Annotated in this window: 19 protein-coding genes and 1 tRNA gene; 16 read left to right on the top strand and 4 right to left on the bottom strand. The window is 53.4% G+C overall.

Going from position 1 to position 23,001, the window contains the following annotated elements; genetic code table 11:
- Window positions 1–564 precede the first annotated feature (564 nt).
- The 5 genes from FHS90_RS10265 to FHS90_RS10245 all read left to right on the top strand — a co-directional run bounded on the left by FHS90_RS10265 (window position 565) and on the right by FHS90_RS10245 (window position 5,572).
- A complete protein-coding gene (locus FHS90_RS10265) occupies window positions 565–942 on the top strand; it encodes a DUF7674 family protein (protein ID WP_182512979.1) in 378 nt (125 codons plus the stop codon).
- 27 nt (window positions 943–969) lie between these two features.
- Window positions 970–1,050, top strand: a complete 81-nt coding sequence (kdpF, locus tag FHS90_RS22865; RefSeq protein ID WP_182513048.1) for a K(+)-transporting ATPase subunit F — start codon at window positions 970–972, stop codon at window positions 1,048–1,050.
- Window positions 1,051–1,099: 49 nt separating this feature from the next.
- On the top strand, window positions 1,100–2,815 hold the full coding sequence (gene kdpA / locus FHS90_RS10255) for a potassium-transporting ATPase subunit KdpA (protein ID WP_182512978.1): 1,716 nt from the start codon (window positions 1,100–1,102) through the stop codon (window positions 2,813–2,815).
- A 112-nt stretch (window positions 2,816–2,927) separates the two neighbouring features.
- Window positions 2,928–4,985 (top strand): potassium-transporting ATPase subunit KdpB, encoded by a 2,058-nt coding sequence (gene kdpB / locus FHS90_RS10250; RefSeq protein ID WP_220483037.1) that lies wholly within the window; start codon window positions 2,928–2,930, stop codon window positions 4,983–4,985.
- Between the two features lie 23 nt (window positions 4,986–5,008).
- Window positions 5,009–5,572 (top strand): K(+)-transporting ATPase subunit C, encoded by a 564-nt coding sequence (locus tag FHS90_RS10245; protein ID WP_182512977.1) that lies wholly within the window; start codon window positions 5,009–5,011, stop codon window positions 5,570–5,572.
- A gap of 25 nt (window positions 5,573–5,597) precedes the next feature.
- Here the strand turns inward: FHS90_RS10245 and FHS90_RS10240 are convergent, their stop codons facing one another.
- Entirely contained in the window at window positions 5,598–5,768 is a 171-nt protein-coding gene (locus FHS90_RS10240) for a hypothetical protein (RefSeq protein WP_182512976.1), read from the bottom strand.
- A 244-nt stretch (window positions 5,769–6,012) separates the two neighbouring features.
- On the opposite strand from FHS90_RS10240, the gene FHS90_RS10235 reads away from it, so the two are divergent.
- The 3 genes from FHS90_RS10235 to FHS90_RS10225 all read left to right on the top strand — a co-directional run bounded on the left by FHS90_RS10235 (window position 6,013) and on the right by FHS90_RS10225 (window position 10,829).
- Entirely contained in the window at window positions 6,013–7,161 is a 1,149-nt protein-coding gene (locus FHS90_RS10235; RefSeq protein ID WP_246386869.1) for a porin, read from the top strand.
- A 160-nt stretch (window positions 7,162–7,321) separates the two neighbouring features.
- Complete coding sequence (locus FHS90_RS10230) at window positions 7,322–8,458, top strand: sensor protein KdpD (RefSeq protein ID WP_182512975.1); 1,137 nt, start codon at window positions 7,322–7,324, stop codon at window positions 8,456–8,458.
- 550 nt (window positions 8,459–9,008) lie between these two features.
- A complete protein-coding gene (locus FHS90_RS10225; RefSeq protein ID WP_182512974.1) occupies window positions 9,009–10,829 on the top strand; it encodes a sensor histidine kinase in 1,821 nt (606 codons plus the stop codon).
- On the opposite strand, the gene FHS90_RS10220 is transcribed toward FHS90_RS10225, so the two are convergent.
- Window positions 10,813–11,466, bottom strand: coding sequence for a TlpA family protein disulfide reductase (locus tag FHS90_RS10220; RefSeq protein ID WP_182512973.1), 654 nt, complete (start codon window positions 11,464–11,466; stop codon window positions 10,813–10,815). The genes FHS90_RS10225 and FHS90_RS10220 overlap by 17 nt on opposite strands.
- Before the next feature lie 303 nt (window positions 11,467–11,769).
- Window positions 11,770–11,843: transfer RNA gene (locus tag FHS90_RS10215), tRNA-Met, on the bottom strand.
- A gap of 131 nt (window positions 11,844–11,974) precedes the next feature.
- Here FHS90_RS10215 and FHS90_RS10210 point away from each other — a divergent pair.
- From FHS90_RS10210 to bshB1, 8 genes are all read left to right on the top strand, one after another.
- Complete coding sequence (locus FHS90_RS10210) at window positions 11,975–12,370, top strand: START-like domain-containing protein (RefSeq protein WP_066835843.1); 396 nt, start codon at window positions 11,975–11,977, stop codon at window positions 12,368–12,370.
- A 98-nt stretch (window positions 12,371–12,468) separates the two neighbouring features.
- Window positions 12,469–13,884: an LptF/LptG family permease gene (locus tag FHS90_RS10205; RefSeq protein WP_182512972.1), complete on the top strand. Its 1,416-nt coding sequence runs from the start codon at window positions 12,469–12,471 to the stop codon at window positions 13,882–13,884.
- 113 nt (window positions 13,885–13,997) lie between these two features.
- The gene (rpsO, locus tag FHS90_RS10200) at window positions 13,998–14,273 is read left to right on the top strand and encodes a 30S ribosomal protein S15 (RefSeq protein ID WP_066835841.1); all 276 of its coding nucleotides are present in this window, start codon (window positions 13,998–14,000) and stop codon (window positions 14,271–14,273) included.
- A gap of 137 nt (window positions 14,274–14,410) precedes the next feature.
- The gene (pnp, locus tag FHS90_RS10195) at window positions 14,411–16,561 is read left to right on the top strand and encodes a polyribonucleotide nucleotidyltransferase (protein WP_182512971.1); all 2,151 of its coding nucleotides are present in this window, start codon (window positions 14,411–14,413) and stop codon (window positions 16,559–16,561) included.
- A 199-nt stretch (window positions 16,562–16,760) separates the two neighbouring features.
- A complete protein-coding gene (locus FHS90_RS10190; protein WP_048920485.1) occupies window positions 16,761–17,624 on the top strand; it encodes a sigma-70 family RNA polymerase sigma factor in 864 nt (287 codons plus the stop codon).
- Window positions 17,625–18,001: 377 nt separating this feature from the next.
- Window positions 18,002–18,946: a thioredoxin-disulfide reductase gene (gene trxB / locus FHS90_RS10185; RefSeq protein ID WP_182512970.1), complete on the top strand. Its 945-nt coding sequence runs from the start codon at window positions 18,002–18,004 to the stop codon at window positions 18,944–18,946.
- Between the two features lie 164 nt (window positions 18,947–19,110).
- Entirely contained in the window at window positions 19,111–20,106 is a 996-nt protein-coding gene (locus tag FHS90_RS10180; protein ID WP_241499028.1) for a LysM peptidoglycan-binding domain-containing M23 family metallopeptidase, read from the top strand.
- 8 nt (window positions 20,107–20,114) lie between these two features.
- Window positions 20,115–20,843 (top strand): bacillithiol biosynthesis deacetylase BshB1, encoded by a 729-nt coding sequence (gene bshB1 / locus FHS90_RS10175; RefSeq protein WP_182512969.1) that lies wholly within the window; start codon window positions 20,115–20,117, stop codon window positions 20,841–20,843.
- A gap of 529 nt (window positions 20,844–21,372) precedes the next feature.
- Here the strand turns inward: bshB1 and accC are convergent.
- Window positions 21,373–22,878: an acetyl-CoA carboxylase biotin carboxylase subunit gene (gene accC, locus FHS90_RS10170; RefSeq protein ID WP_182512968.1), complete on the bottom strand. Its 1,506-nt coding sequence runs from the start codon at window positions 22,876–22,878 to the stop codon at window positions 21,373–21,375.
- Window positions 22,879–23,001 lie beyond the last annotated feature (123 nt).

Below are 23,001 nucleotides of genomic sequence, written 5' to 3'. Positions count from 1 at the left end.
TCCCCCTTTGAAGGGGGGGGGGGGATGATGACTCGTGCAGAGTACGCATTCAGAATTACGCATTCCCGAGAATCATCTTTTCATTTTATATAGCTGAAGCAGTTCTAATTTCAACTGCCTTTGTCATCATCCCCTACCCCCTTCAAAGGGGGACGGAATGCGTGCAAAAGAATGAGTATGCTCCTTTAAAAGAATGCAACGTTTCCTTCTTTAACTTATAACTCCCCTCCTGGGAGGGGTAGGGGTGGGTTCCGCTGCGTTCCATCCTTAATCTGAAATCATCCTCAACCGCACCATTTCTTTTCAAAACGGCAAGGGCACCCTACCATTTTGGTAGGGTGCCCTTGCCGTTTTGCGGCTCCTTTTTGGAAATCAGGCTAAAAACAGGATTGTAAATCAAGGGCTTACAGAGAATACCAGTGCAACAGTTGGTTTTGGCACACGGCTTGGCAATAGGGGAGCAGAACCATTTAAAAATTTCTATGGACCCTTTACTGCTTATCTCTCTTTTGCTGGCCTCCGGGCTGCTGTGCTTCTGGCTCTTCTTCAGGGCGGTTGACTTTTTTGACCACGTCTAATCCGGCGGCCATGATTGAGCATTACCAAGTACTGGCCGAGCTGGAGCGGGAGTTCCCTGAGCTCACGCCGGAGCTGGAAGACACCCAATGCAAACGCAACATGTACCGGCAACTGTCCTGCTTCGCGCGGTTCACCAACCGGTTTATTGACCAACAGGACCTGGCGCAGGTGCGGCGGTGTTTCCAGCATGCCAACCACCTGTGGCAACACGGCGACCAGCGAGTGCAGGCCGCTTTGCAGAACAGCTACCTCTTCGCGCTGCACATGTACCAGAATAGCCAACTTTCCATGCAGCTCAGGATTTTGCTGGGGCCGGCCTTAACGCGTTGTGCCCAGCAGCTTACCTATGCCCAGCTGCCTTAACCATTTCTATCTATCTAATTCAACGCTATGATGCTCCTTCTTATCCTTTTGAGCCTGGCCACCTTCGGGTATCTGTGCTACGTGCTCCTGCGGCCAGAGAAATTCTAACCGTACTGGTCCTTTCCTTATCCACTGAAATAAAAAGACAAATCAATTCATGTCAACTGAACTACTAGGCGTCCTGGTGACGTACCTGCTCACCCTGGCGCTGGCCATTCCGCTGGGGAAATACATTGCCCGCGTGTACCAGGGCCAGAAAACCCTGCTGGACTTTCTGGCGCCGCTGGAGCGCCTGCTGTACCGTATCTCGGGCATTGACCCCAACCGCGAAATGAACTGGAAACAGCACCTGCTGGCTTTGCTCACCATCAACCTGGTGTGGTTTTTCATCGCGTTTGTGATTCTGCTCACGCAAGGCAGCCTGCCGCTCAACCCCGACGGCAATCCTTCCATGTCCCCAGATTTGGCCTTCAACACCGCCATTTCCTTTCTGGTGAACTGCAATTTACAGCACTACTCCGGCGAGTCTGGCCTCACGTACTTTTCCCAGCTTACCGTCATCACGTTCCTGCAGTTCGTGTCGGCGGCGACGGGCATGGCGGCCGTGGTGGTGCTGTTCAACGCCTTTAAGGAGAAAAGCTCCGAGAAACTGGGCAACTTCTTCCGGTACCTGGTCTTGAGCTGCACCCGCATTCTGCTTCCCATTTGTTTGGTCATTGCCGCTATTCTGGCCTTCAACGGCACGCCCACCAATTTTGACGGCAAAGCCGAGATCGTGACGCTGCAAGGCGACTCGGTGCAGGTGTCCAGAGGTCCGGCGGCGGGCATGATTGCCATCAAGCATTTGGGCACCAACGGCGGCGGCTGGTTCGGGGTGAACTCTGCGCACCCGCTGGAAAACCCCAATTACCTCACCAACATGACCGAACTGGTGGCGCAGGTGCTCATTCCCATTGCCCTGGTTATAGCCTTTGGCGTGTACATCCGGCGAAAGAAACTGGCCTGGACCATCTTCGGGGTGATGACGGTGGGCATGCTGCTTCTGCTGGTGCCCATGCTGTTGAGCGAAACGGGCGGCAGTCCCACCCTGGCCCAGCTGCACCTGCTGCAACCCACGGGTGCCATGGAAGGCAAGGAAGTGCGGTTCGGGCCGGCCATCTCGGCGTACTGGAGTACGGTGACTACCATCATCTCCACGGGCTCGGTGAACGCCATGCATGACAGCACCATGCCGCTGAGCGGGGCCATGCAACTGCTGGGCATGTTTATCAACTGCTTCTACGGCGGCTGCGGCGTGGGCATCCTCAACTACTTCATCTTCCTCGTCATTGCCGTGTTCATCTCGGGCTTAATGGTGGGCCGCACGCCCGAATTCCTGGGCAAGAAAGTGGAGGCCCGCGAAATGAAAATCGCGACCATTATTGCGCTGCTGCACCCGCTGCTCATTCTGGCGGGCACCGCGCTGGCCTGCTTCACGCTCACCAGTTATCCAGAGGCCGATTGGGCCGTCAAACCATCGGCTTGGCTCAACAACCCGGGTTTCCACGGCTTCTCCGAGATGCTGTATGAGTTCACGTCCTCGGCGGCCAACAACGGTTCCGGCTTTGAGGGGCTGGGCGACAACAACGTGTTCTGGAACGTGAGCACGGGCTTTGTGCTGCTGCTGGGGCGCTTTCTGCCCATCATCGGGCCGGTGGCCATTGCGGGTCTGCTGGCGCGCAAATGCTACGTGCCGGAATCAGCGGGTACGCTGCGCACCGATACCGCGACCTTCGGGTTTATGACGTTGGCGGTTATTCTCATCATCGCCGCGCTGGCGTTTTTCCCCGCCCTGGTGCTGGGACCGTTGGCCGAATACTTCACTATTTACTAAACCCTTCGGTGCCCCGGCGGAGGTTTGCGTTTAGCGGCTCTTTTTCCCTAAACAGGCCAAAAACGCAAACTCCCGGGCAGGCATCCTCTTCACTTATTCAATCCTAGAAAACATGTCTGTGCAAAAAAGACAAATGGGGCTGCTGGAAGGTCCGCTGGTACGCGAGGCGCTCAAGCAGTCGGTGATAAAACTCAATCCCCGCTACCTCATCAAGAACCCGGTGATGTTCACCGTGGAGATTGGCACCGTAATCATGCTGCTGGTGACGGTGAGCGTGGCCATGGGCAGTCAGAACCAGGGCAGTCTGGGCTACAATTTCCTGGTGTTTCTCATTCTGCTGCTCACGCTGCTGTTCGCCAACTTCGCCGAAGCCATCGCCGAGGCGCGGGGCAAGGCCCAGGCCGAATCGCTGCGGAAAACGCGCCAGGACACGCCCGCCAAAAAACTCACCAAAAGCGGCGGAGACCAATCTGAGGTCATTGAAACCGTCAGTTCGGCCGCGCTCCAGAAAGGCGATTTTTTCCTGGCCGAGCCCGGCGATATCATTCCTACGGATGGTGAAATCATAGAAGGCCTGGCCTCCATTGACGAGTCGGCCATCACGGGTGAATCCGCGCCGGTAATCAGAGAGGCGGGCGGCGATAAATCGTCGGTGACGGGTGGGACCAAGGTGCTCTCACACCGCATTTTGGTGCGCGTGACCACCGCCCCCGGCGAGTCGTTCCTGGACAAAATGATTGCGCTGGTGGAAGGCGCGAGTCGCCAAAAAACGCCCAACGAGATTGCCCTCACCATTCTGCTGGCGGGCTTTACGCTGGTGTTCATCATTGTATGCGTGACCTTGCAGCCCTTCGCGGAGTACGCCAACACGCCCATTACTATCGCCTCGCTGATTGCGCTGTTCGTGTGCCTGATTCCCACCACCATCGGGGGCTTGCTCTCAGCCATCGGGATTGCGGGTATGGACCGGGCCCTGCGGGCGAACGTGATTACCAAATCGGGGAAGGCCGTGGAAACCGCCGGTGACATTGACACGCTTTTGCTGGACAAAACGGGCACCATCACCATCGGGAACCGCAAGGCCACCAAGTTCTGGCCCGCGCCCGGCGTGGAGGAGCGGGAGTTCATTTCCAAAGCCGTGCTCAGTTCTATTTCTGATGATACGCCCGAGGGAAAATCCATCCTAGAACTGGCCCAGCAACAGCGCGTGGAAGTGCCCATGCCCGATTTAAGCCAGGTGCAGTTCATCAGGTTCTCCGCCGAGACCCGTTCCAGCGGCCTGGACTTACCCAACGGGTTGCGCATCCGAAAAGGTGCTTCTGACTCCATGCGCCGCCTCACCGAGAACGCAGGCAACACCTATCCTAAAGCCGTGGCCGAGAAAGTGAACGAGATTGCGGCCAACGGAGGCACGCCACTGGTGGTCACCGAGAACGAGAAAGTGCAGGGCGTGATTCAGTTGGAAGACATCATCAAACCCGGCATTCAGGAACGCTTTGAGCGCCTCCGGAAGATGGGCGTGAAAACCGTGATGGTGACCGGTGACAATCCGTTGACTGCCAAATTTATCGCCGAAAAAGCGGGCGTAGATGATTTCATCGCCGAGGCCACGCCCGAAGACAAGCTCAACTACATCAAAAAAGAGCAGGCCGCGGGCAAACTGGTAGCCATGATGGGCGATGGTACCAATGACGCGCCCGCCCTGGCCCAGGCCGATGTGGGCGTGGCCATGAACTCGGGTACGCAGGCGGCCAAGGAGGCGGGCAACATGGTAGATCTGGACAACGACCCCACCAAGCTCATTGAGATCGTGGAGATTGGCAAACAGCTGCTCATCACCCGCGGCACGCTCACCACTTTCTCCATCGCCAATGATGTGGCCAAGTACTTCGCCATTGTGCCCGCGCTCTTCATTGTGGCCATTCCCGCCCTGCAGGGCCTCAACATCATGGGTTTAAATAGTCCCGAAAGCGCCATTCTGAGTGCGGTCATTTTCAACGCCATCATCATTCCGGTGCTCATTCCATTGGCCTTGCGCGGCGTAGCCTACAAACCCATCGGGGCAAGTGCGCTGTTGCGCCGGAACCTGCTGCTTTACGGCGTGGGTGGCGTGGTGGCCCCGTTCATTGGTATTAAACTTATAGACGCCGTTTTAGGCCTCTTTTTCTAAAAACAGCTCAAAAACGTAATTACATGAAAACGTATTTAATCGCCTCTATTAAATTGACTTTGGTGCTGCTGGTATTGCTGGCAGGTGTGTACCCCGTGCTAGTGGCGGGCATTGGCAAACTTTCGCCGGGCGGCGGAGGTGGTGAAACCGTTTCGCGCAACGGCCAAGTAATCGGCTTCGCCAACGTGGGGCAAGCCTTCACCCAGGACAGGTATTTCCAGGGCAGACCCTCGGCTGTGGACTACAATGCGGCTGGCTCGGGAGGCTCCAACAAAGGACCGTCCAACCCCGATTACTTGGCCACCGTGCAAGCCCGCATCGACACGTTTCTCGCGCATAACCCTAGCGTGCAACGCGACCAAATCCCTACGGAACTGGTGACCGCCTCCGGCTCCGGTCTGGACCCGCACCTTTCCCCCGAGGCGGCGTACTTGCAAGTTGCCCGCGTGGCCCAAGCCAGAAACCTACCCGAGCAGAAAGTGCAGGCGCTGGTGCAGCAACACGTAGAAGCCCCGCTCTTAGGTATTTTAGGTCCCGAGAAAGTGAACGTGCTACAACTCAACCTGGCGTTGGATGCTTTGAAGTAATTGAAAGCCGCTTTCCGTTTTTGGCTTATTTTTCAGAAAAAAGGCCAAAAACGGAAGGTACAGCTTCACCTATTCCGTCCCCCTTTGAAGAGGGTAGGGGGATGATGACTTTTGCTGAGAATAAGATTTCTGGCTTTTCACTATCTATGGCGCGGAAGTTACTTCCGTGACTAAGTGATACTGCTTCTAAAGCCAAGCCGCTCTTCCGGATTTGCAATCCGGAAGTAAGGAGAAAGGGGATTTGTAATCCCTGAGTACCTACGCCAGAGCAGCAGCAATGCGGCGGATTGCAAATCCCGAACAGCTGTGGCAGCAGTGAACAGCCGCGATTGAACAGAAGCTCTAATTTGATGCGCCTTTGTCATCCCCCTACCCCCTTCAAAGGGGGACAATTTAAACACGTATTAATTGAGGCTTGATGTAGCCTCTCATCAATCAACATGAAATTTAAAACTAACACCATGAGAACCAAGTTCTCCCTTTCCATTGCCCTATATTTATGTTTGACGGTGCCCACGCAGGCGCAAACCGTTTCAGATTCAACTTATGTTGCCACCACAACTTCAACTACGCTAGAGGATGCCCCGGCCAAACCCTGGCAACTGAGCGGTTTTGTGGATGTGTATTATGCCTATAACTTCAATAAACCAGAGAACCATCTGCGGCCGGGATTTTTGTACAACCACAATCGGCACAACGAGTTTAATGTGAACCTGGCTTTGCTGCGGGTCAACTACACGCAGGACAAGGTGCGCGGGAACCTGGGGCTCATGGCGGGCACCTACGCCCAGTACAACCTGGCCGCCGAACAGGAGTTGCTGCGGCACGTGTACGAGGCCAACGTGGGCATACAACTGTTGCCTAAGGTGTGGCTGGACGCGGGTATTTTCCCTTCGCACATTGGGGCTGAGTCGGCTATCTCCCGCGATAACCTGACGCTCACCCGCTCCCTGAGTGCCGAGAACACGCCGTACTATGAAGCGGGCGCGAAAATCACGTTTGAGGTATCGGAGAAGTGGACGCTGACCGGGCTGGTGCTCAACGGCTGGCAGAACATCCGCGAGGCGGATGGAAACCAGAACAAGGCGCTGGGCACGCAGATTACTTTTAAACCGTCCAGCAAAGTGGTGCTGAACTCCAGCACGTTCTTCGGGAATGAGAAGCCGGACAAGGCCAAACAGCGGCGGTATTTCCATAACTTCTATGCCTCGGTCTCGCCCGCCGATAAGTGGGGCCTGATTGCTGCCTTCGACTTTGGGTTGGAGGAAAAAGCGGGCGATGAAGACGGCTACAACCGCTGGTGGAACCCTACTTTGGCCGTAAAATACCAGGTGTTGCCCCAGCTAGGCATCGCGGCCCGCAGCGAGTACTACCATGACAAGCACGGCGTAATCATCGGAACTGAAACTGCCAACGGTTTCCAGACGGCAGGCTATTCATTGAACCTGGATTTCGCACCCACTACGCAGGTGCTCTGGCGGGTGGAGGCGCGCGTGCTGGATTCCAAGGATGACATTTTTACCAAACAAAGCGGCAACCCTACAGATAAGAATAGGGCGTTGACTACGTCTTTGTCTTTCGCTTTCTAGCGGTGGGGCGAGGGGAATTGCAACCGTGTGGACCCACCCCTGCCTCTCCCAAGAAAGGAATTTTCTCCTAGCTTCGGTTATTCTTACTCTTGGAAAGAATTCCCCTCCTCGGAGGGGTAGGGGTGGGTTTCACCACATTTCAACTTAAGTTTTCATATTCATGGTTTCAGGCGGAAACGCGGCGGACGGGAAGTTTCTGGAGTTGATCCGGCACGCGCGGCGGGGGAAGTTCAAAATCTACATCGGGCTGGCGGCGGGCGTGGGCAAGACGTACCGCATGTTGCAGGAGGCGCACGCGCTGCTGGCGCAGGGCGTGGACGTGGTGGTGGGGTACGTGGAAACGCACAACCGCAAAGAGACGGTGCAACAGTTGGAAGGGCTGCCGGTTATTCCGCGTAAAGCTGTTTTCTACAAGGGCCGCTCGCTGGAGGAGATGGACGTGCCCGCCATTCTGCAACGCCATCCCGAGATGGTGGTGGTGGATGAGCTGGCGCATACCAACGTGCCGGGCTCGGCGCACGAGAAACGCTGGCAAGACGTGGTACAGCTGCTGGAGGCGGGCATTCACGTAATCAGCGCCGTGAACATTCAGCACCTGGAAAGCCTGAACCAGCAAGTAGAGAAAATCACGGGCGTGGAAGTGACCGAGCGCGTACCCGACAGCGTGCTGCGCCTCGCCGATGAAGTGGTGAACATTGACCTGACCATTCCGGAGCTGCTGGAGCGGTTGCAGGCGGGCAAAATCTACGAGCCCGCTAAAGTGGAAGCGGCACTCAAGAATTTCTTCCAGAAAGACCACCTGCTGCAATTGCGCGAGTTGGCGCTGCGCGAAGTAGCCAACCAGCTGGAGCGCCAGATTGACACCGCCCACATTACCCCAGACCGACGGCACACGGAAAAGCTGCTCACCTGCATAGGCACCAACGCCAAGGGCGCGCGGGAAATCATAAGAAAATCGGCCCGCCTGGCCGATAGGTACCACGCCGAGTGGTATCTGCTTTACGTGCAGACCTCCCGCGAGACGAGCCTCAACATCAACCTGGCCACCCAGCGACACCTCCTCAATAATTTACAGTTGGCCACCGAGCTGGGCGCACAGGTGCTCAAAGTGAAAGCCGAAGACGTGGCCGAGGAGGTGCTGCGCGAGGTAAACGAACGGCAAATCACGCTGGTGACGCTGGGCATCACCACGGGTTCTTTCTGGCAGCGCTGGTGGCGCAAAAGCATCACCGGCGAAATAATTTCCCGCATCACCGCGGCCAATACCGAGACGGATATTTATTTGGTGAATTATTAGTCGGAAACTTTCGGCAAGCGGAAAAAGACTACCTTTCCGTTTTTGGCCTGTTTTAAGAAAAAGAGCCGCTAAACGGAAATGGTGCTTGGTTGATACATCTTGTTCTCTGGAAAAGTCTTTAGGAAAGAGCGATAGTGGCGAGCAATCACCGCTTGCTAAGCTTGCCAATAGGTCTTTTTAAGAGGAAGCTGTTTAGAGTTTTCATATTTAAGTAAGTTGACAGAATTAAGTACACCTTCTCTTCTCGTTGTCATTCTGAAAGGATCTTAGGGAACAGTGGGCGAACGGTAATAACGTCTGATTAAAGCTTTGCTAGTTCGCCCACTGTTCCCTAAGATCTTTCCAAGATGACAAAAGGTATGTTTTAATTTGGTCTACTACTTAATGTGATTCTGGCTGGCTCGCGTTTTTGGCCTGTTTTTCAGAAAACAGGCCAAAAACGGAAATCTGAACTCTTAATGCATAAACGGCGCACGTGCACTCGGAACTAGCAATGAAGAAAACGCCAAACAGCTTCCATGACTAAAAACATTGCCCACATACATTCTACATGAAACTTAAGACCAAAATCCTGCTGGGGTATCTGGTGGTGCTGGCCCTGCTGCTGGGCCTGGGCAGTTACAACCTCTACAACCTGAACCGCCTGGACCGCGCCGCGCAGAACATCCTCAAGGACAATTTGTATTCGGTGCAGTTGGGGCAGGAGATGAACAACGCCCTGAGCCATCTGCTGGTCACGCAGCAGCAACTGGTTTTCCTGAAAGCCGACTCCTTGGAGATTGCCGAAAGCACCCGCACCGACCTCCTGCGTTTTGAGGCCAGTTTACAAAAAGAAAGCCTGAACATCACGGAGCCGGGCGAACGAGAGACGGTAGAGTCCATGCGCCAGACCTTCGCTGAGTTGAAACGCTTGCTGCACACCTCGGCCGCAGTGCCGTCTGAGACCTACTTTGTGACCGTAATGCCCAAGTACCAGTTGCTGCAGGACAACATCCACCAGATGGTGAGCCTGAACACCGATGCCCTCCAACTCAAAAACCAACAGGCGCAGGAGACCTCGCAACGGGTGTGGCAGTACACTTTGGCCTTGTTGGCCTGTAGCGTTTTGTTTGCGCTGGTATTCTGTTTCAGCGTGCCCGAGGCCCTGACCCAGCCCATCCAGCAGCTCATCACCTCGCTGGAGTACGTGGCCCAGCGGAACTTCTCCCAGACCTTGCCCCTGAAGGGGAACGACGAGTTTGGGGCGGTGTCCAAAGTCTTTAACCAGATGCTGGTGCGCCTGCGCGAATACGAAAAATCGACCCTATCTGAACTTATCACCGAGAAGAACCGCATCCAGTCCATCATCACCAACCTGGACGAGGCCATTATTTTACTAGATGCCGAAGGGAAAATCATTCTCGCCAACCCCGTCGCCTGCCGTCTGCTGGGCCTGCCCCCCGAAAAACTGATTGGTGCCAAAACCCAGGACGTGGCCGCGCAGAACGATTTATTTAAGGAACTGCTGAAAGGAATGGAAGCCGGAAGCAGTGCCTCGCCGGAGGCGGTACTGTCCATCACCGACCTGGGCGAGGAGGCGTACTACCGCAAATCGGTGTTTCAGGTGCTGGCCTACAATGAGGTGCTGGGCAAGCAGGAATTTGCCGGTTACATTCTCTCCCTGCGCAACGTGAGTGATTTTAAGAAGCTGGACCAGGTCAAGTCTAACTTTCTGGCTACGGTCTCGCATGAGTTGAAAACCCCGCTGGCCTCCATCAATTATTCCCTCAAGCTGTTGCAGAACCAGCGCATCGGGGAGATGAACCAGGAGCAGCAGCAATTGGTCGCCACCATCAAAACCGAGAACCAGCGCCTCCAGAAGATGGTCACCGAGCTGCTGGACGTAGCCCGCCTAGAGAACGGCAACATCCAGCTCAACATTGCCACCGCCAACGTAGCCGATATTGTGCAGTTCGCCGCCAACACCATCCAGCTCCAGCTCCGCGAGAAGAACATCCACCTGGAGATTTCCCTGCCGCCCCAGCTCCCGCCCGTGAAAGCCGATGTGGAGAAAACCTCCTGGGTGCTGCTGAACCTCCTGAGCAACGCCATCCGCTACTCGGCCCAAAATGAGACCATTGTTTTGTCGGCCAGCGAAGGTAATGGAGAAGTAGTGGTGCAAGTGAAAGACCACGGTCCCGGCATTGAACCGCAGAACCATGAACGCATCTTCCAGCGCTTCGTGCAAGTTCCGGGAAAAGAAGCATATAAAGGCGGTTCTGGGTTAGGCCTTTCCATCTCCCGCGAGTTCATCCAGACGCAGGGCGGCCGCATTTGGGTGGAGAGTGCCGTGGGGCAGGGAAGTACGTTTGCGTTTACGTTGTTGGTGTAAGAGGGTTTGTAGTTTTCTTGGCCAGCTTCAGGAGAAAATTGCGCATTTCAGGCGTGTCATATTCGGCCATTCCGCTTTGCTGGGCCACTATCTTGCCTTCGGGAGAAATAATGTAAGTGGAGGGAATAGACGGGCTGTTGAATTCTTCGGGTATCTGGCTGATGGGCAGGTAAACAGGAAACGTGAAGCCTTTCCTGTCGATGAATTTCTTCACCTTATCCAGGCCTTTTCGGTCTACAGACAGCATCACGAAGGCTATCTCGCCAGAGCCAACTTTTTCGTAGAGGCTCTGGATGTTGGGCATCTCGGCAATGCAAGGTGGGCACCAGGTCGCCCAGATGTTAAGGAAGATGACTTTTCCGCGGAGCGACTCAAAAGAAACAACTCTGCCCTCTACATCTTTCATCTCGAAACCGGCTCCCGCCTTAGAAGCCAAGGTAGATGTAGAAGATGCCGAGGTTGGAACTGTATCCTCCACGGAAGGCACCTCAGCGTTTTTGAGGCCGGTGGCCAAAAGAAGGCGCTGCACCTGACCAATCACTTCCGTATGCAGGCCGGTGGCGTAGAGCACCCCGATAATTGTCAACGTATAGACCCATCCCGGGATAGTTCTGAAGGAAAATTTATGCCTGTTCATATTCGTAGTTTAAAGGTGTTTTTCGGAAAAGAGGCCCAAAGCGCAATGGATCTTCAGGCGGCATTGATCCAGTTTTCGTGCAGGCACGTGAGGTAGGTATTTCGGGTATGGATTTTAAAGTACCTGCAGAAATAAAGTATGAGGGGACAGGCCATGAGCAGCAAACCCAATAAAGGATTGATTGGACGGGAATAATTTTGAATTTAAGACCAGCGGGGTGAAAAGCAAAGCAGCTGCGCACCAGAACTTTTTGGCATTTGGGGAGAAAAAGAAAACCCGCTTCATGTGCATGAAGCGGGTTTGTAGCGGGGAGCAGAATCGAACTGCCGACCTCAGGGTTATGAATCCTGCGCTCTAACCATCTGAGCTACCCCGCCGAATTGTGGTGCAAATGTAGGAGAAAGATTTAAAAATGCACAAACTTTTTTCTATAAAATATTTTCCTTTATTTGAGAAAGTGAATGAACCCAACCCTTACCTATACCCTTAACTTTAGCTCTCGAAACGCATGAGTAAAATAAAGTTTGTACGTGAATACCCTTTAAACGCCTCAGCCAAAATGATGTACCCGTACCTGAGCACTGCGTCGGGGCTGGGGCAGTGGCTGTGTGACCAGGCCATTCAAATGAATGACCGCGTGTTCAACCTGCGGTGGGATAACCAGGACCACCTGGCTGAAATGACGAGCCAACGGACAAATAAATCTGTGCGGTTTACCTTTCAGAACACCAACAAGGGCATACCGCATGACAACAGCTACATAGATTTTTCAATAGAGACCAGTGAGCTGACGCAGGAGCAATTTCTACGCATCATAGACTATACAGACGTAGGCGACGTTGAACAGTTAACCGAACTCTGGGACAACCTGGTTCAGAATTTGCGGGAGTTAATAGGCGGTTAGGCAGCCATATCCGCCGCTTTTCGTAAATTTGGCCACCTCCCCAGGATTTTTCCGGCTTCAATGCAAGACCGGCGCGGGAAACAGTGGCGCACTGGTACATGAAAAAATTAGATAAACTTATACTCAAGTCCTTCTTAGGGCCTTTCTTTCTCACGTTTGCCGTTGTTGAATTCATTCTGCTGCTGCAGGTGATTTTAAAGTACCTGGATGACCTGGTGGGGAAAAACCTGGGCGCAGATGTCATTGCCGAGCTGCTGTTCTATTTCAGCCTGAACCTGGCCCCAATGGCTTTCCCGCTGGCCATTCTTCTTTCGTCACTCATGACGTTTGGGAATCTGGGGGAGCACCATGAGCTCACGGCCATCAAAACCTCAGGAATTTCTTTGGTGCGCGCCTTGCGCCCGGTGTTTTTCTTTGCGGTACTCCTAACCATTGCCGCCTTCAACTTCCATAATACCATTGTTCCCAAAGCCAACCTGCGCGCGTACAGCCTCATGTGGGACATAAGACAGAAAAAACCGGCTCTGGATATCAAGGCAGGGTCATTTTACAACGGGCTGCCCAACCGCAGCATCAAGGTGGGGAAGAAGTTTGAAGATGGCCAGACCATGAAAGACATCATGATCTATGACCATAGCAACGGGCAGGGCAACGCGGTGGTGGTGCTGGCAGACTCTGGCAAGATGTACACTAAGTTCAATGACCAGTATCTGGTCTTGGAGTTGTTCAACGGGAAGACCTTTGCCGAGGACCGTTCTGGCAACAACAATTATTCACAGGGCAGCGGTTATTTCAGGCAGGCTTTTTCCCAGAATAAAATCATGGTGAACCTGTCCAGTTTCCAGATGACCCGCAGTGACGCCCAGTACTTCGCTGACAATAAGATGATGAAGAACATCAACCAGCTGGTGCAGATCACTGACTCGTTAGAGAGGCAGGTAGGGCAGGAGACCAAACTGCTGGAGCCTAACATCAGGCCGTACTATACCTACTTTGCCGCCAGCATGGCCAAAGACACGGCAAATGTCAAAGGCTTTAAGCTGGGCAAAAAACTGGCAGCTGCCAGTTTGCAGGAGGTGCAGTCTGCCACCAACGCTGCGCGTAATGTGAAGAGCTTTACCAGTTCGTACGCCTCGCGCCTGGCCAGCATACAGCGCGACAAGAACAACTATGAGATAGAGATTTACCGCAAGTTTACCCAGTCTTTGGCCTGCTTTATCATGTTCCTGATTGGGGCGCCGCTGGGGGCCATTATCCGGAAAGGCGGCCTGGGCATGCCGGTCATCATTTCTATTGCGTTCTTCATCATCTACTACGTGATGAGTATCCTGGGCGAGAAGTGGGGCCGGGAAGGGGTGGCGCCGGTGTGGCTGGGCATGTGGGCAGCCAATATGATCCTGCTGCCCGTGGGGTTGTTCTTCCTGTACCAGGCGCGCAATGATTCCAACCTGTTGGAGTTTGACTTCTGGCGGAAAATCACTGCCCGTTTCAGAAGGCCCGCCACCGCCCAGTGAAAGAGAAAGAATAGATTAAAATAAATTGAAAGGTTTGAATATTCGGCATTGTTGTCTATCTTTGCGCCTTATATTCTGAACTGCGATAAAAAAGACAAGTACAGTTACACGCAATGAAATTAACTACTGAAGCAAAAAAAGAGATCTTCCAAAACAACGGTTTTGCAAAATCAGCTACTGACACCGGTTCTGCTGAGTCTCAAATCGCTCTGTTTACGGCTCGTATCAATCACCTGACAGACCACCTGAAGACCCACAAGAAAGATTTTTCTACCCGTTTGGGTCTGTTGAAACTGGTTGGTAAGAGAAGAAGATTGCTGAACTACCTGACCAAAACCGACATTGAGCGCTACCGTGCTATTATCGCTGAATTAGGCATTCGTAAATAACATCTATAAAGGATTAGGGAATTCATTAACGGGATTCCCTAATCTTTTTTATTGCCTTTGCTTTCCCTTCTTTTAAGCGCCCTTGGCTCTCTGCCTCTGGGTGCCTTTTACTTTGATTGCATCTTATATCAAGACCGATGTCATACAACGCTATAAATAAAACCATCCGCATGGCCAATGGCCGTGATATTACCATTGAAACCGGCAAGCTTGCCAAACAGGCAGACGGTTCTGTGGTAGTGAAATGCGGAAACGCCATGCTGTTGGCCACTGTGGTTTCTAACAAAGAAGCCCGTGAAGGGGTTGACTTCCTTCCTCTTTCAGTTGACTATCAGGAAAAATTTGCCTCTTCCGGTAAAATACCGGGCGGTTTCCTGAAAAGAGAAGCCCGCCTTTCTGACTATGAAGTCCTGATCAGCCGTCTGGTAGACCGTATTCTGCGGCCTATGTTCCCAGATGACTACCATGCAGAAACGCAGGTAATCATCAACCTGATCTCGGCCGACTCTGAAATCCTGCCGGATGCGTTAGCCGCCCTGGCTGCTTCTGCCGCCATTTCGGTTTCTGATATTCCGTTTAACGGCCCTATCTCTGAAGTGCGCGTGGCCCGCATTGACGGCCAGTTCCAGATCAACCCCTTGTTGTCTGACCTGGGCCGTGCTGATATTGACCTGATAGTGGGTGGTTCTGCTGACAGCGTAGCCATGGTAGAAGGCGAAATGAGCGAAGTATCTGAAGAAGACATGCTGGAGGCCATTCGCGTAGCGCATGAGGCCATCAAAGGCCAGGTGCAGGCGCAGGTGGAGCTGGCCCAGGAAGTGGGTAATACCACCAAGCGTACCTACAGCCATGAGACAAATGACCTGGAGCTGAAAGAGCGTATCTTCAAAGCAGTGTATGAGAAAGCGTATGCCGTTGCTGCCTCTGGTAACAATGTAAAAGCTCAGCGCAAAGACGCCTTCAAAGCCATCAAAGAAGAATTTGTGGCTTCCCTTCCGGAAGATCATACCTATGATTCAGCCTTAATTGGAAAGTATTTCCATGATGCGGAGAAAGAGGCCGTTCGTGATGTGGTGCTGAAAGAGCGCCGCCGTCTGGATGGCCGGGCCCTGGATGAGATCAGACCTATCTGGTCAGAAGTGAATTACCTGCCTTCTGCGCACGGTTCAGCCATCTTCACCCGCGGTGAAACCCAGTCTTTGACCACCGTTACGCTGGGTACTAAATTAGATGAGCAGATGATTGACGGGGCCATGTTCTCTGGCTACAATAAATTCATGCTGCACTACAACTTCCCTCCGTTCTCTACCGGTGAGGCGAAGCCTATGCGCGGCACTGGCCGCAGGGAGGTTGGGCACGGGAACCTGGCCATGCGTTCTTTGAAGAAAGTATTGCCCCCGGAAGATGAGAACCCCTACACCATCCGGATTGTCTCTGACATTCTGGAGTCAAACGGTTCTTCTTCTATGGCTACCGTATGTGCCGGAACCTTGGCCTTGATGGATGCCGGTATCCAGATCAAAGCACCGGTTTCTGGTATTGCCATGGGCTTGATCATGGACGAGGAGACTGGCAACTTTGCGGTTCTTTCTGACATCTTGGGTGATGAAGACCACCTGGGTGACATGGACTTTAAAGTAACCGGTACCTCAAAAGGAATCACCGCTTGCCAGATGGACATCAAGGTGAAAGGCCTTTCGTTTGAAATCCTGGGTCAGGCACTGGCACAGGCTAAAAACGGACGTCTGCACATCTTAGGCGAGATGAACAAAACCATCGCACAGCCTAACGCAGACTTTAAGCCACATACGCCGCGTTCTCAGAACATCATCATTGACAAAGAATTCATTGGTGCGGTCATTGGACCAGGCGGTAAAGTGATCCAGCAGATTCAGCGTGACTCTGGTGCCACTATCCAGATTGAGGAGAAGAATGACAAAGGCTATGTGAACGTGTTCGCCACCAGCCAGGAGTCTATGCAGCAGGCGGTTTCTAAAATCAAAGCCATTGTGGCCGTGCCAGAAGTGGGCGAGGTGTACACCGGTAAAGTGAAATCAATTCAGCCGTACGGTGCGTTTGTGGAGTTCATGGCGGGCAAAGACGGTCTGCTGCACATCTCTGAGGTGAAGTGGGAGCGTCTGGAAAGCATGGAAGGCGTGCTGGAGCTAGGCGAGGAAATCCAGGTGAAACTGGTAGACATTGACCCTAAGACCGGTAAATACAAACTTTCTCGCAAAGCGTTGCTTCCCAAGCCTGAGCGCAAAGAGGCTGCCCCTGGCAACCAATAGTCTTTTATACATCTAAACCCAGCCAAACCCGTTTCATAAGAAAAGGACTGGCTGGGTTTTGAGGCTATTTTTGAAAAATTAGGCCAGAAACAGAAGGAGTTGGCGCGCGTTTTCATTTAATGAGAACTTTTGGAGCCGGGGAAGGTGTTATCCCACCAGACCTACATACACAGATACACATAGTTAGACATACACTCCAATGAGACAGCTGAAAATAAGCAAGCAGATTACCAACCGTGAAAGCCAGTCCCTTGACAAGTATTTACAGGAGATTGGCAAGGTAGACCTGCTCACCCCAGACGAGGAGGTAACGCTTGCCCAGCGCATACGTGAAGGCGACCAGTTCGCCCTCGAGAAATTAACCAAAGCCAACCTGCGCTTCGTGGTGTCAGTGGCGAAGCAGTACCAGAACCAGGGGCTTTCCCTGGGGGATTTGATCAATGAAGGGAACCTGGGTCTTATCAAAGCCGCTAAGCGTTTTGACGAAACCCGCGGTTTCAAATTTATCTCTTACGCCGTTTGGTGGATCCGTCAGTCAATTCTGCAGGCCTTGGCTGAGCAGTCAAGAATTGTACGTCTGCCTTTGAACCGCGTAGGTTCTCTGAACAAAATCTCCAAGTCTTTCTCAGAGCTGGAGCAGAAGTTTGAACGCGAGCCGTCACCAGAGGAAATTGCCGAAGTATTGGAGTTGACCACCGCTGAAGTGGTAGACACCCTGAAGATCTCCGGCCGCCACGTGTCAGTAGATGCGCCATTCGTGCAAGGCGAAGAAAACCGCCTGCTGGACGTGCTGGAAAATGAAGACGAGGAATCTCCGGACACCGGTCTTATGAATGACTCTTTGCGCAAAGAGGTGCAGCGGGCTCTTTCTACCTTGACCAAACGGGAGGCAGATGTGATCACCCTCTACTTCGGGCTGAACGGGGAGCATTCCCTGACCCTGGAGGAAATTGGTGAGAAATTCAACCTGACCCGAGAGCGCGTGCGCCAGATCAAAGAAAAAGCCATCCGCCGTCTGCGCCACACGTCCCGTAGCAAGGCGTTGAAGCCTTATTTAGGTTAGTCTGACCGCATGAACAATTTCAAAAGCCTTGGCGTTGAGCCAGGGCTTTTCTGTTTTAGCGCTGTTTTTCAGAAAACAGACCCAGAACAGAGCTCCTTCCTTGACAGAAATGATGGGTTTCCGTTTCCGGGCTGTTTTAAAAAAACAGCCCGGAAACGGAAATTGTGGCAGGTCTGCCCCGGTTTCATAAGGCGGCCTCTGTGGGGTGGCCCATTTCCCGCACACCACCCCAACCATTCAAACTGTTAAGCTTTTAGGCCTGATTCTTGAGGCAGGTACGGTCACTGCCCTGGAGTATGTCTGGGCCAGTTACCTCCCCGGCCGCCACGGTCTCTGAATTTATTTGTAATATTGCACTCGCAAAATCTTTACCAGATATGGAAAACCAGAAAGAGCGCGTAAAATGCCTGATTATAGGTTCCGGCCCCGCCGGGTATACCGCCGCTATATATGCTTCACGGGCCGGACTGAAGCCGGTGATGTACCAAGGCTTGCAACCCGGTGGTCAGCTGACCATCACCAATGACGTTGAAAACTACCCAGGCTACCCGCAGGGAATCAATGGCCCGCAGATGATGGAGGACTTCAAGCAGCAGGCTGAGCGTTTTGGGGCAGATATACGGTATGGCATTGCCACAGCGGTAGATTTCTCCGGCAAGCCGCACCGTGTCACCATTGACGAACAAAAAGAGATTGAGGCAGACACGGTGATCATTGCCACCGGGGCGTCTGCCAAATGGCTGGGGCTGGAGTCTGAGGCGCGCCTGAACGGGAGCGGGGTTTCTGCCTGTGCCGTGTGTGACGGCTTCTTCTACCGCGGCCAGGAAGTGGCCATAGTGGGGGCGGGTGACACCGCCTGTGAAGAGGCGCACTACCTGTCTAACCTTTGCTCCAAAGTGTACATGATTGTACGCCGTGATGAGATGCGCGCCTCTACCATCATGCAGAACCGTGTTAAAAATACGCCCAACATTGAAATCCTCTGGAACAGCATCACAGATGAGATTCTGGGCGAGCATGGCGTGGAAGGGGTTCGCCTGAAAGACACCAACACCGGTGAAACCAGGGAGATTGCCGTGAAAGGGTTCTTTGTGGCCATAGGCCATGAGCCAAACTCAAAGATCTTCCAGCCTTACCTGGAGCATGACGCCAGCGGTTACCTGAAAACCATTCCGGGTACCTCTAAAACCAATGTTGATGGCGTGTTCGCCTGCGGCGATGTGCAGGACAACGTGTACCGGCAGGCCGTGACCGCCGCCGGCACCGGCTGTATGGCCGCCCTGGACGCTGAACGGTACCTGGCCTCAATGGAGGTGCATTAAGAAATGTAGAAGAACAAGCCGCCATTCAACTGCCCAAGGCAATAAAATGACGGCTTGTTCAGTTTTAAAACCGAGTCTGGACCGCACCAGGCGTTGGTGATTAATCAGATTAAATGCTGCTGAAAAAAATAACTTTCTTTCTTCTGCTTTGCATCTGTACCCTGTTGGGGTTTACGGCACAGGCGCAGAAGAAGGCGAAAAAAGACCTGTTCAAAGTAAAAGCCCCCAAAATCAAATACGTGAAGCCTGACACCACCGTGCTGATCAAGCACGAGGAGATTCAGGACGGGGACCCAAAGAGCCGTGGCGCCTTCAGCCCAATTAAAAAGCTCTCTATTGTAAGCGAAGACACCAGCTCCCTTGACCTGGGGGAGCAAAGCATTGTGGAGATGTCTGAGGAGATACAGATGGATGACAGTGTATGGGTGAAGATTGCCGGCTACTACGCCATCTGGGACACGCACAACATTAACCCGTACCGCAAAGACGGGCGCCAGATCAAAGACACCATTGACCTCAAGCTCTTTGATGAAAACCACCCGTACAAGATGCCACTGGTGAAAACCCCCATTACCTCAGATTTCGGGTTCAGGGGCTACCGCTGGCATTATGGCACTGACCTGGACCTGGATACCGGCGACTCAGTGAAAGCCGCGTTTGACGGTGTTATCAGAATCTCCAAATGGGACGGCGGCGGCTACGGCAATTACCTGGTGGTGCGCCACGTAAACGGCCTGGAGACGCTGTACGGCCACCTGAGCAAACCGGTAGCCAAAGTTGGCCAGTATGTGAAAGCGGGGGAGCTGATTGGCTGGGGCGGAAGCACCGGACGCAGCTCGGGGCCGCACCTGCATTATGAAGTCCGGTATGAAGGCAACCCCATTGACCCGGAGGAACTGTACGACTTCCCAGACTATCTTCTGAAAGGGGAGAGCTTCCAGGTGACATCGGCGCTGTTCAATTATTACAACCGGGCAAAGAAAAAAGGTTCCTCATCAGCCAGCCGGGCAAGAAGGACCGTGTACCATACGGTGAGAAGCGGAGACGTGCTGGGCAGCATTGCCCGCAAGTATGGCGTGTCAGTTTCCCAGATCACCCGCCTGAACCGCATCACCACCAGAACTACCTTAAAATTAGGCCGCAGGCTGCGCATCAAATAACCTTGTCCATGAAACTTGACATTTTAGCATTTGCCTCGCACCCAGATGACGCAGAATTAGGTTGTGTAGGAACCCTGCTGGCGCACAAAGCCCAAGGCAAGAAGGTTGGCATTGTAGATTTAACGCGCGGCGAGCTGGGCACCCGGGGCACCCCCGAGACCCGCGCCCGCGAATCTGAGGCGTCTACCCAGATTTTGGGGCTGGATGCGCGGGAGAATCTGGGCTTAGCTGATGGATTTTTCCGGAACGACGAAGCCCACCAGCGCAAGGTAATTGCCGCCCTGCGGAAATACCGCCCGGAGATTGTGCTCATGAACGCCATTTATGACCGTCACCCAGACCACGGCCGCGGAAGCCAGCTGGTCTCAGAGTCCTGCTTCCTGGCCGGCCTAAGGCAAATTAAAACCCAGGATGAGAACGGGCGGGAGCAGGAGGCCTGGCGACCCAAAGCCGTGTACCATTACATTCAGGACAGGCTCATTGCCCCAGATCTGGTGGTAGACATCACTGCGCACTGGGAGAAGAAGGTACAGGCGATCTACGCGTTCAACAGCCAGTTCCATACCCCAGACACCAAGAATTCAGATGAGCCGGCCACCTATATCTCCTCGCCTGACTTCATTAGGTTCATTGAAGCCAGAGCCATGGAGTTTGGGCATTCCATAGGCGTAACCTACGGTGAAGGCTTCACCAAAGAACGGAACCTGGGGGTGAGGAATTTGTTTGACCTGATCTAATGCTCACTGCCTTCATCCCAAGAACTCCCTCGCATCTTACCTGGTGCGGGGGAGTTCTGTTTTTGGCCTGTTTTGGCCAAAACAGGCCAAAAACGCAACTGCGGCATACCCGTTACCTGTAGGGGCGGCAGAGTGAGGGAGCCGCGATTCAATTGGCAGTGACTACAGTTACTGGTTCAGACACCCGCAGGTCTAAAGACACGGCGGGATCTTGTGCAGATTGTTGATGATTTTGAGATGCTGCCGTGAGACGAATGCCTCATGCCCAACTGTGCGGCGGGTGGCCAGACACCCCGTGAACCACCTGAAGAAATTAGGGAGTGTGGAGACTCCAACCACTCCTTGGAGCTAGTCTGGTGAGCCGCGGCAGAGGATACTTGTATCAGTTACCCTGTTCTGAAAATACAGGTGCTCCAGATAGTCCTGCTTCTAATAAAAAACCCTCACAGGTTTTCAAAACCTGTGAGGGCTAACGCTCATCTGTTTTTGGGCTGTTTTCAGAAAATGAGGCTAAAAACAGAAAAGGTGTTTATTTCAACCTATTCCGTCTCCATTCAGAAACGCCCGAGGCGGGGGCTGCATTTGGGGTTGTGCCAGTGGTTGCTTTGGCCTGGCCGGCAAAGAGAGCCGCGAGAACGGCGGCCAGTTCCTCTTCCTCCTGCGAGGGCGTTGCTTTCAGGACTGAAGGGTCTTTGAAATAGCGCTCAATGAATTTGGTGTCAAATTTCCCGCTCCGGAAGGCCTCATGCTCCATGACAAACTTCCCGAAGGGCAGCGTTGTCTCAATGCCGGTGATCTGGTACTCGTCAATGGCTCTGATCATTTTCTCTATGGCCTCCTGCCGGTCTTTGCCAAAAGTCACCAGCTTGGCAATCATGGGGTCATAATAGATGGGGATCTCCATGCCTTCCTCAAACCCGTCATCTACGCGCACCCCCAACCCCTGCGGGCGCTTATAGGTGGTGAGGGTTCCAATGTCAGGGAGGAAGTTGTTGGCAGGGTCTTCAGCGTACACCCTTAGCTCCAGGGCGTGGCCGTAAATGGCCAGGTCTTCTTGCGAGAAGGAGAGAGGCTCGCCCTGGGCAATCTTGATTTGCTCCTTCACCAGGTCAAGCCCGGTGATCTGCTCCGTTACCGGGTGCTCCACCTGCAGGCGGGTATTCATCTCCAGAAAGTAGAAGTTCAGGTTTTCATCTAGCAGAAACTCTACGGTACCGGCCCCTTTGTACTGGCAGGCCTTGGCTACGTCTACCGCGCAACGGCCCATCTCAGCGCGCAACTCCGGGGTGAGAACAGCTGAAGGGGCTTCCTCCACCACTTTCTGGTGGCGGCGCTGGATAGAACACTCCCGCTCAAACAAGTGCACTATGTTGCCGTGGGTGTCGCCAAGTACCTGAATTTCAATATGGCGGGGCGAGCCAATGTATTTCTCTATAAAAACAGAGCCATCGCCGAAGGCGGAGGTGGCCTCGCTTACCGCCAGTTTCATCTGTTCTTCAAACTCTGCCACGTTCTCTACCACGCGCATGCCTTTTCCGCCGCCCCCGGCGCTGGCTTTGATCAGGATTGGGAACCCAATCTGGCTGGCTATGTTTTTGGCCTCCTCCACATCACTGATGGCGCCTTCTGTGCCGGGCACCATGGGTATGTTATACTGGGCCACAGCGGCTTTAGCGGCCAATTTGCTGCCCATGAGCTCAATAGCGTAGGGGGAGGGGCCAATAAAGGTGATGCCTGCGTCTTCTACCATCTGGGCAAAGCCCGCATTCTCAGACAGGAAGCCGTAACCGGGGTGTACAGCGTCTACGCCCAGTCTTTTGCAGGTCTCCAGAATTACCTCAGCCCGTAGATAAGACGCGCTGGAGGCCGGCGGACCCACGCACACGGCCTCATCTGCAAAGCGTACATGCAGGGCCTGGCGGTCAGCCTCAGAGTAAATGGCTACCGTTTTAATCCCCATTTCACGGGCGCTGCGCATCACCCTGAGGGCAATCTCGCCTCTGTTGGCAACCAGAATCTTATTTATTTTTTTCATGTGGCGGAGGTTCATCAATTGGTACTCCAAAGAAACAGTATTCAGGGCAAACATAAAAACTGGTTTAAAATAAGCTAGCTTCTAAAGGATTGGCTTTGTATTTGCAGGAGATCAATGTAAATT

Source organism: Rufibacter ruber (assembly GCF_014138425.1).
In the GTDB taxonomy this organism is placed as follows: Bacteria; Bacteroidota; Bacteroidia; order Cytophagales; family Hymenobacteraceae; genus Nibribacter; species Nibribacter ruber_C.
This window is presented reverse-complemented; position numbering and strand designations above follow the sequence as displayed.

Bases quoted from the DNA above. Each gene is read 5' to 3' on its own strand.
- kdpF (WP_182513048.1), top strand. From the start codon at position 970: ATGATGCTCCTTCTTATCCTTTTGAGCCTGGCCACCTTCGGGTATCTG.
- kdpA (WP_182512978.1), top strand. From the start codon at position 1,100: ATGTCAACTGAACTACTAGGCGTCCTGGTGACGTACCTGCTCACCCTG.
- kdpB (WP_220483037.1), top strand. From the start codon at position 2,928: ATGTCTGTGCAAAAAAGACAAATGGGGCTGCTGGAAGGTCCGCTGGTA.
- FHS90_RS10245 (WP_182512977.1), top strand. From the start codon at position 5,009: ATGAAAACGTATTTAATCGCCTCTATTAAATTGACTTTGGTGCTGCTG.
- FHS90_RS10235 (WP_246386869.1), top strand. From the start codon at position 6,013: ATGAAATTTAAAACTAACACCATGAGAACCAAGTTCTCCCTTTCCATT.
- FHS90_RS10230 (WP_182512975.1), top strand. From the start codon at position 7,322: ATGGTTTCAGGCGGAAACGCGGCGGACGGGAAGTTTCTGGAGTTGATC.
- FHS90_RS10225 (WP_182512974.1), top strand. From the start codon at position 9,009: ATGAAACTTAAGACCAAAATCCTGCTGGGGTATCTGGTGGTGCTGGCC.
- FHS90_RS10220 (WP_182512973.1), bottom strand. From the start codon at position 11,466: ATGAACAGGCATAAATTTTCCTTCAGAACTATCCCGGGATGGGTCTAT.
- FHS90_RS10210 (WP_066835843.1), top strand. From the start codon at position 11,975: ATGAGTAAAATAAAGTTTGTACGTGAATACCCTTTAAACGCCTCAGCC.
- FHS90_RS10205 (WP_182512972.1), top strand. From the start codon at position 12,469: ATGAAAAAATTAGATAAACTTATACTCAAGTCCTTCTTAGGGCCTTTC.
- rpsO (WP_066835841.1), top strand. From the start codon at position 13,998: ATGAAATTAACTACTGAAGCAAAAAAAGAGATCTTCCAAAACAACGGT.
- pnp (WP_182512971.1), top strand. From the start codon at position 14,411: ATGTCATACAACGCTATAAATAAAACCATCCGCATGGCCAATGGCCGT.
- FHS90_RS10190 (WP_048920485.1), top strand. From the start codon at position 16,761: ATGAGACAGCTGAAAATAAGCAAGCAGATTACCAACCGTGAAAGCCAG.
- trxB (WP_182512970.1), top strand. From the start codon at position 18,002: ATGGAAAACCAGAAAGAGCGCGTAAAATGCCTGATTATAGGTTCCGGC.
- bshB1 (WP_182512969.1), top strand. From the start codon at position 20,115: ATGAAACTTGACATTTTAGCATTTGCCTCGCACCCAGATGACGCAGAA.
- accC (WP_182512968.1), bottom strand. From the start codon at position 22,878: ATGAAAAAAATAAATAAGATTCTGGTTGCCAACAGAGGCGAGATTGCC.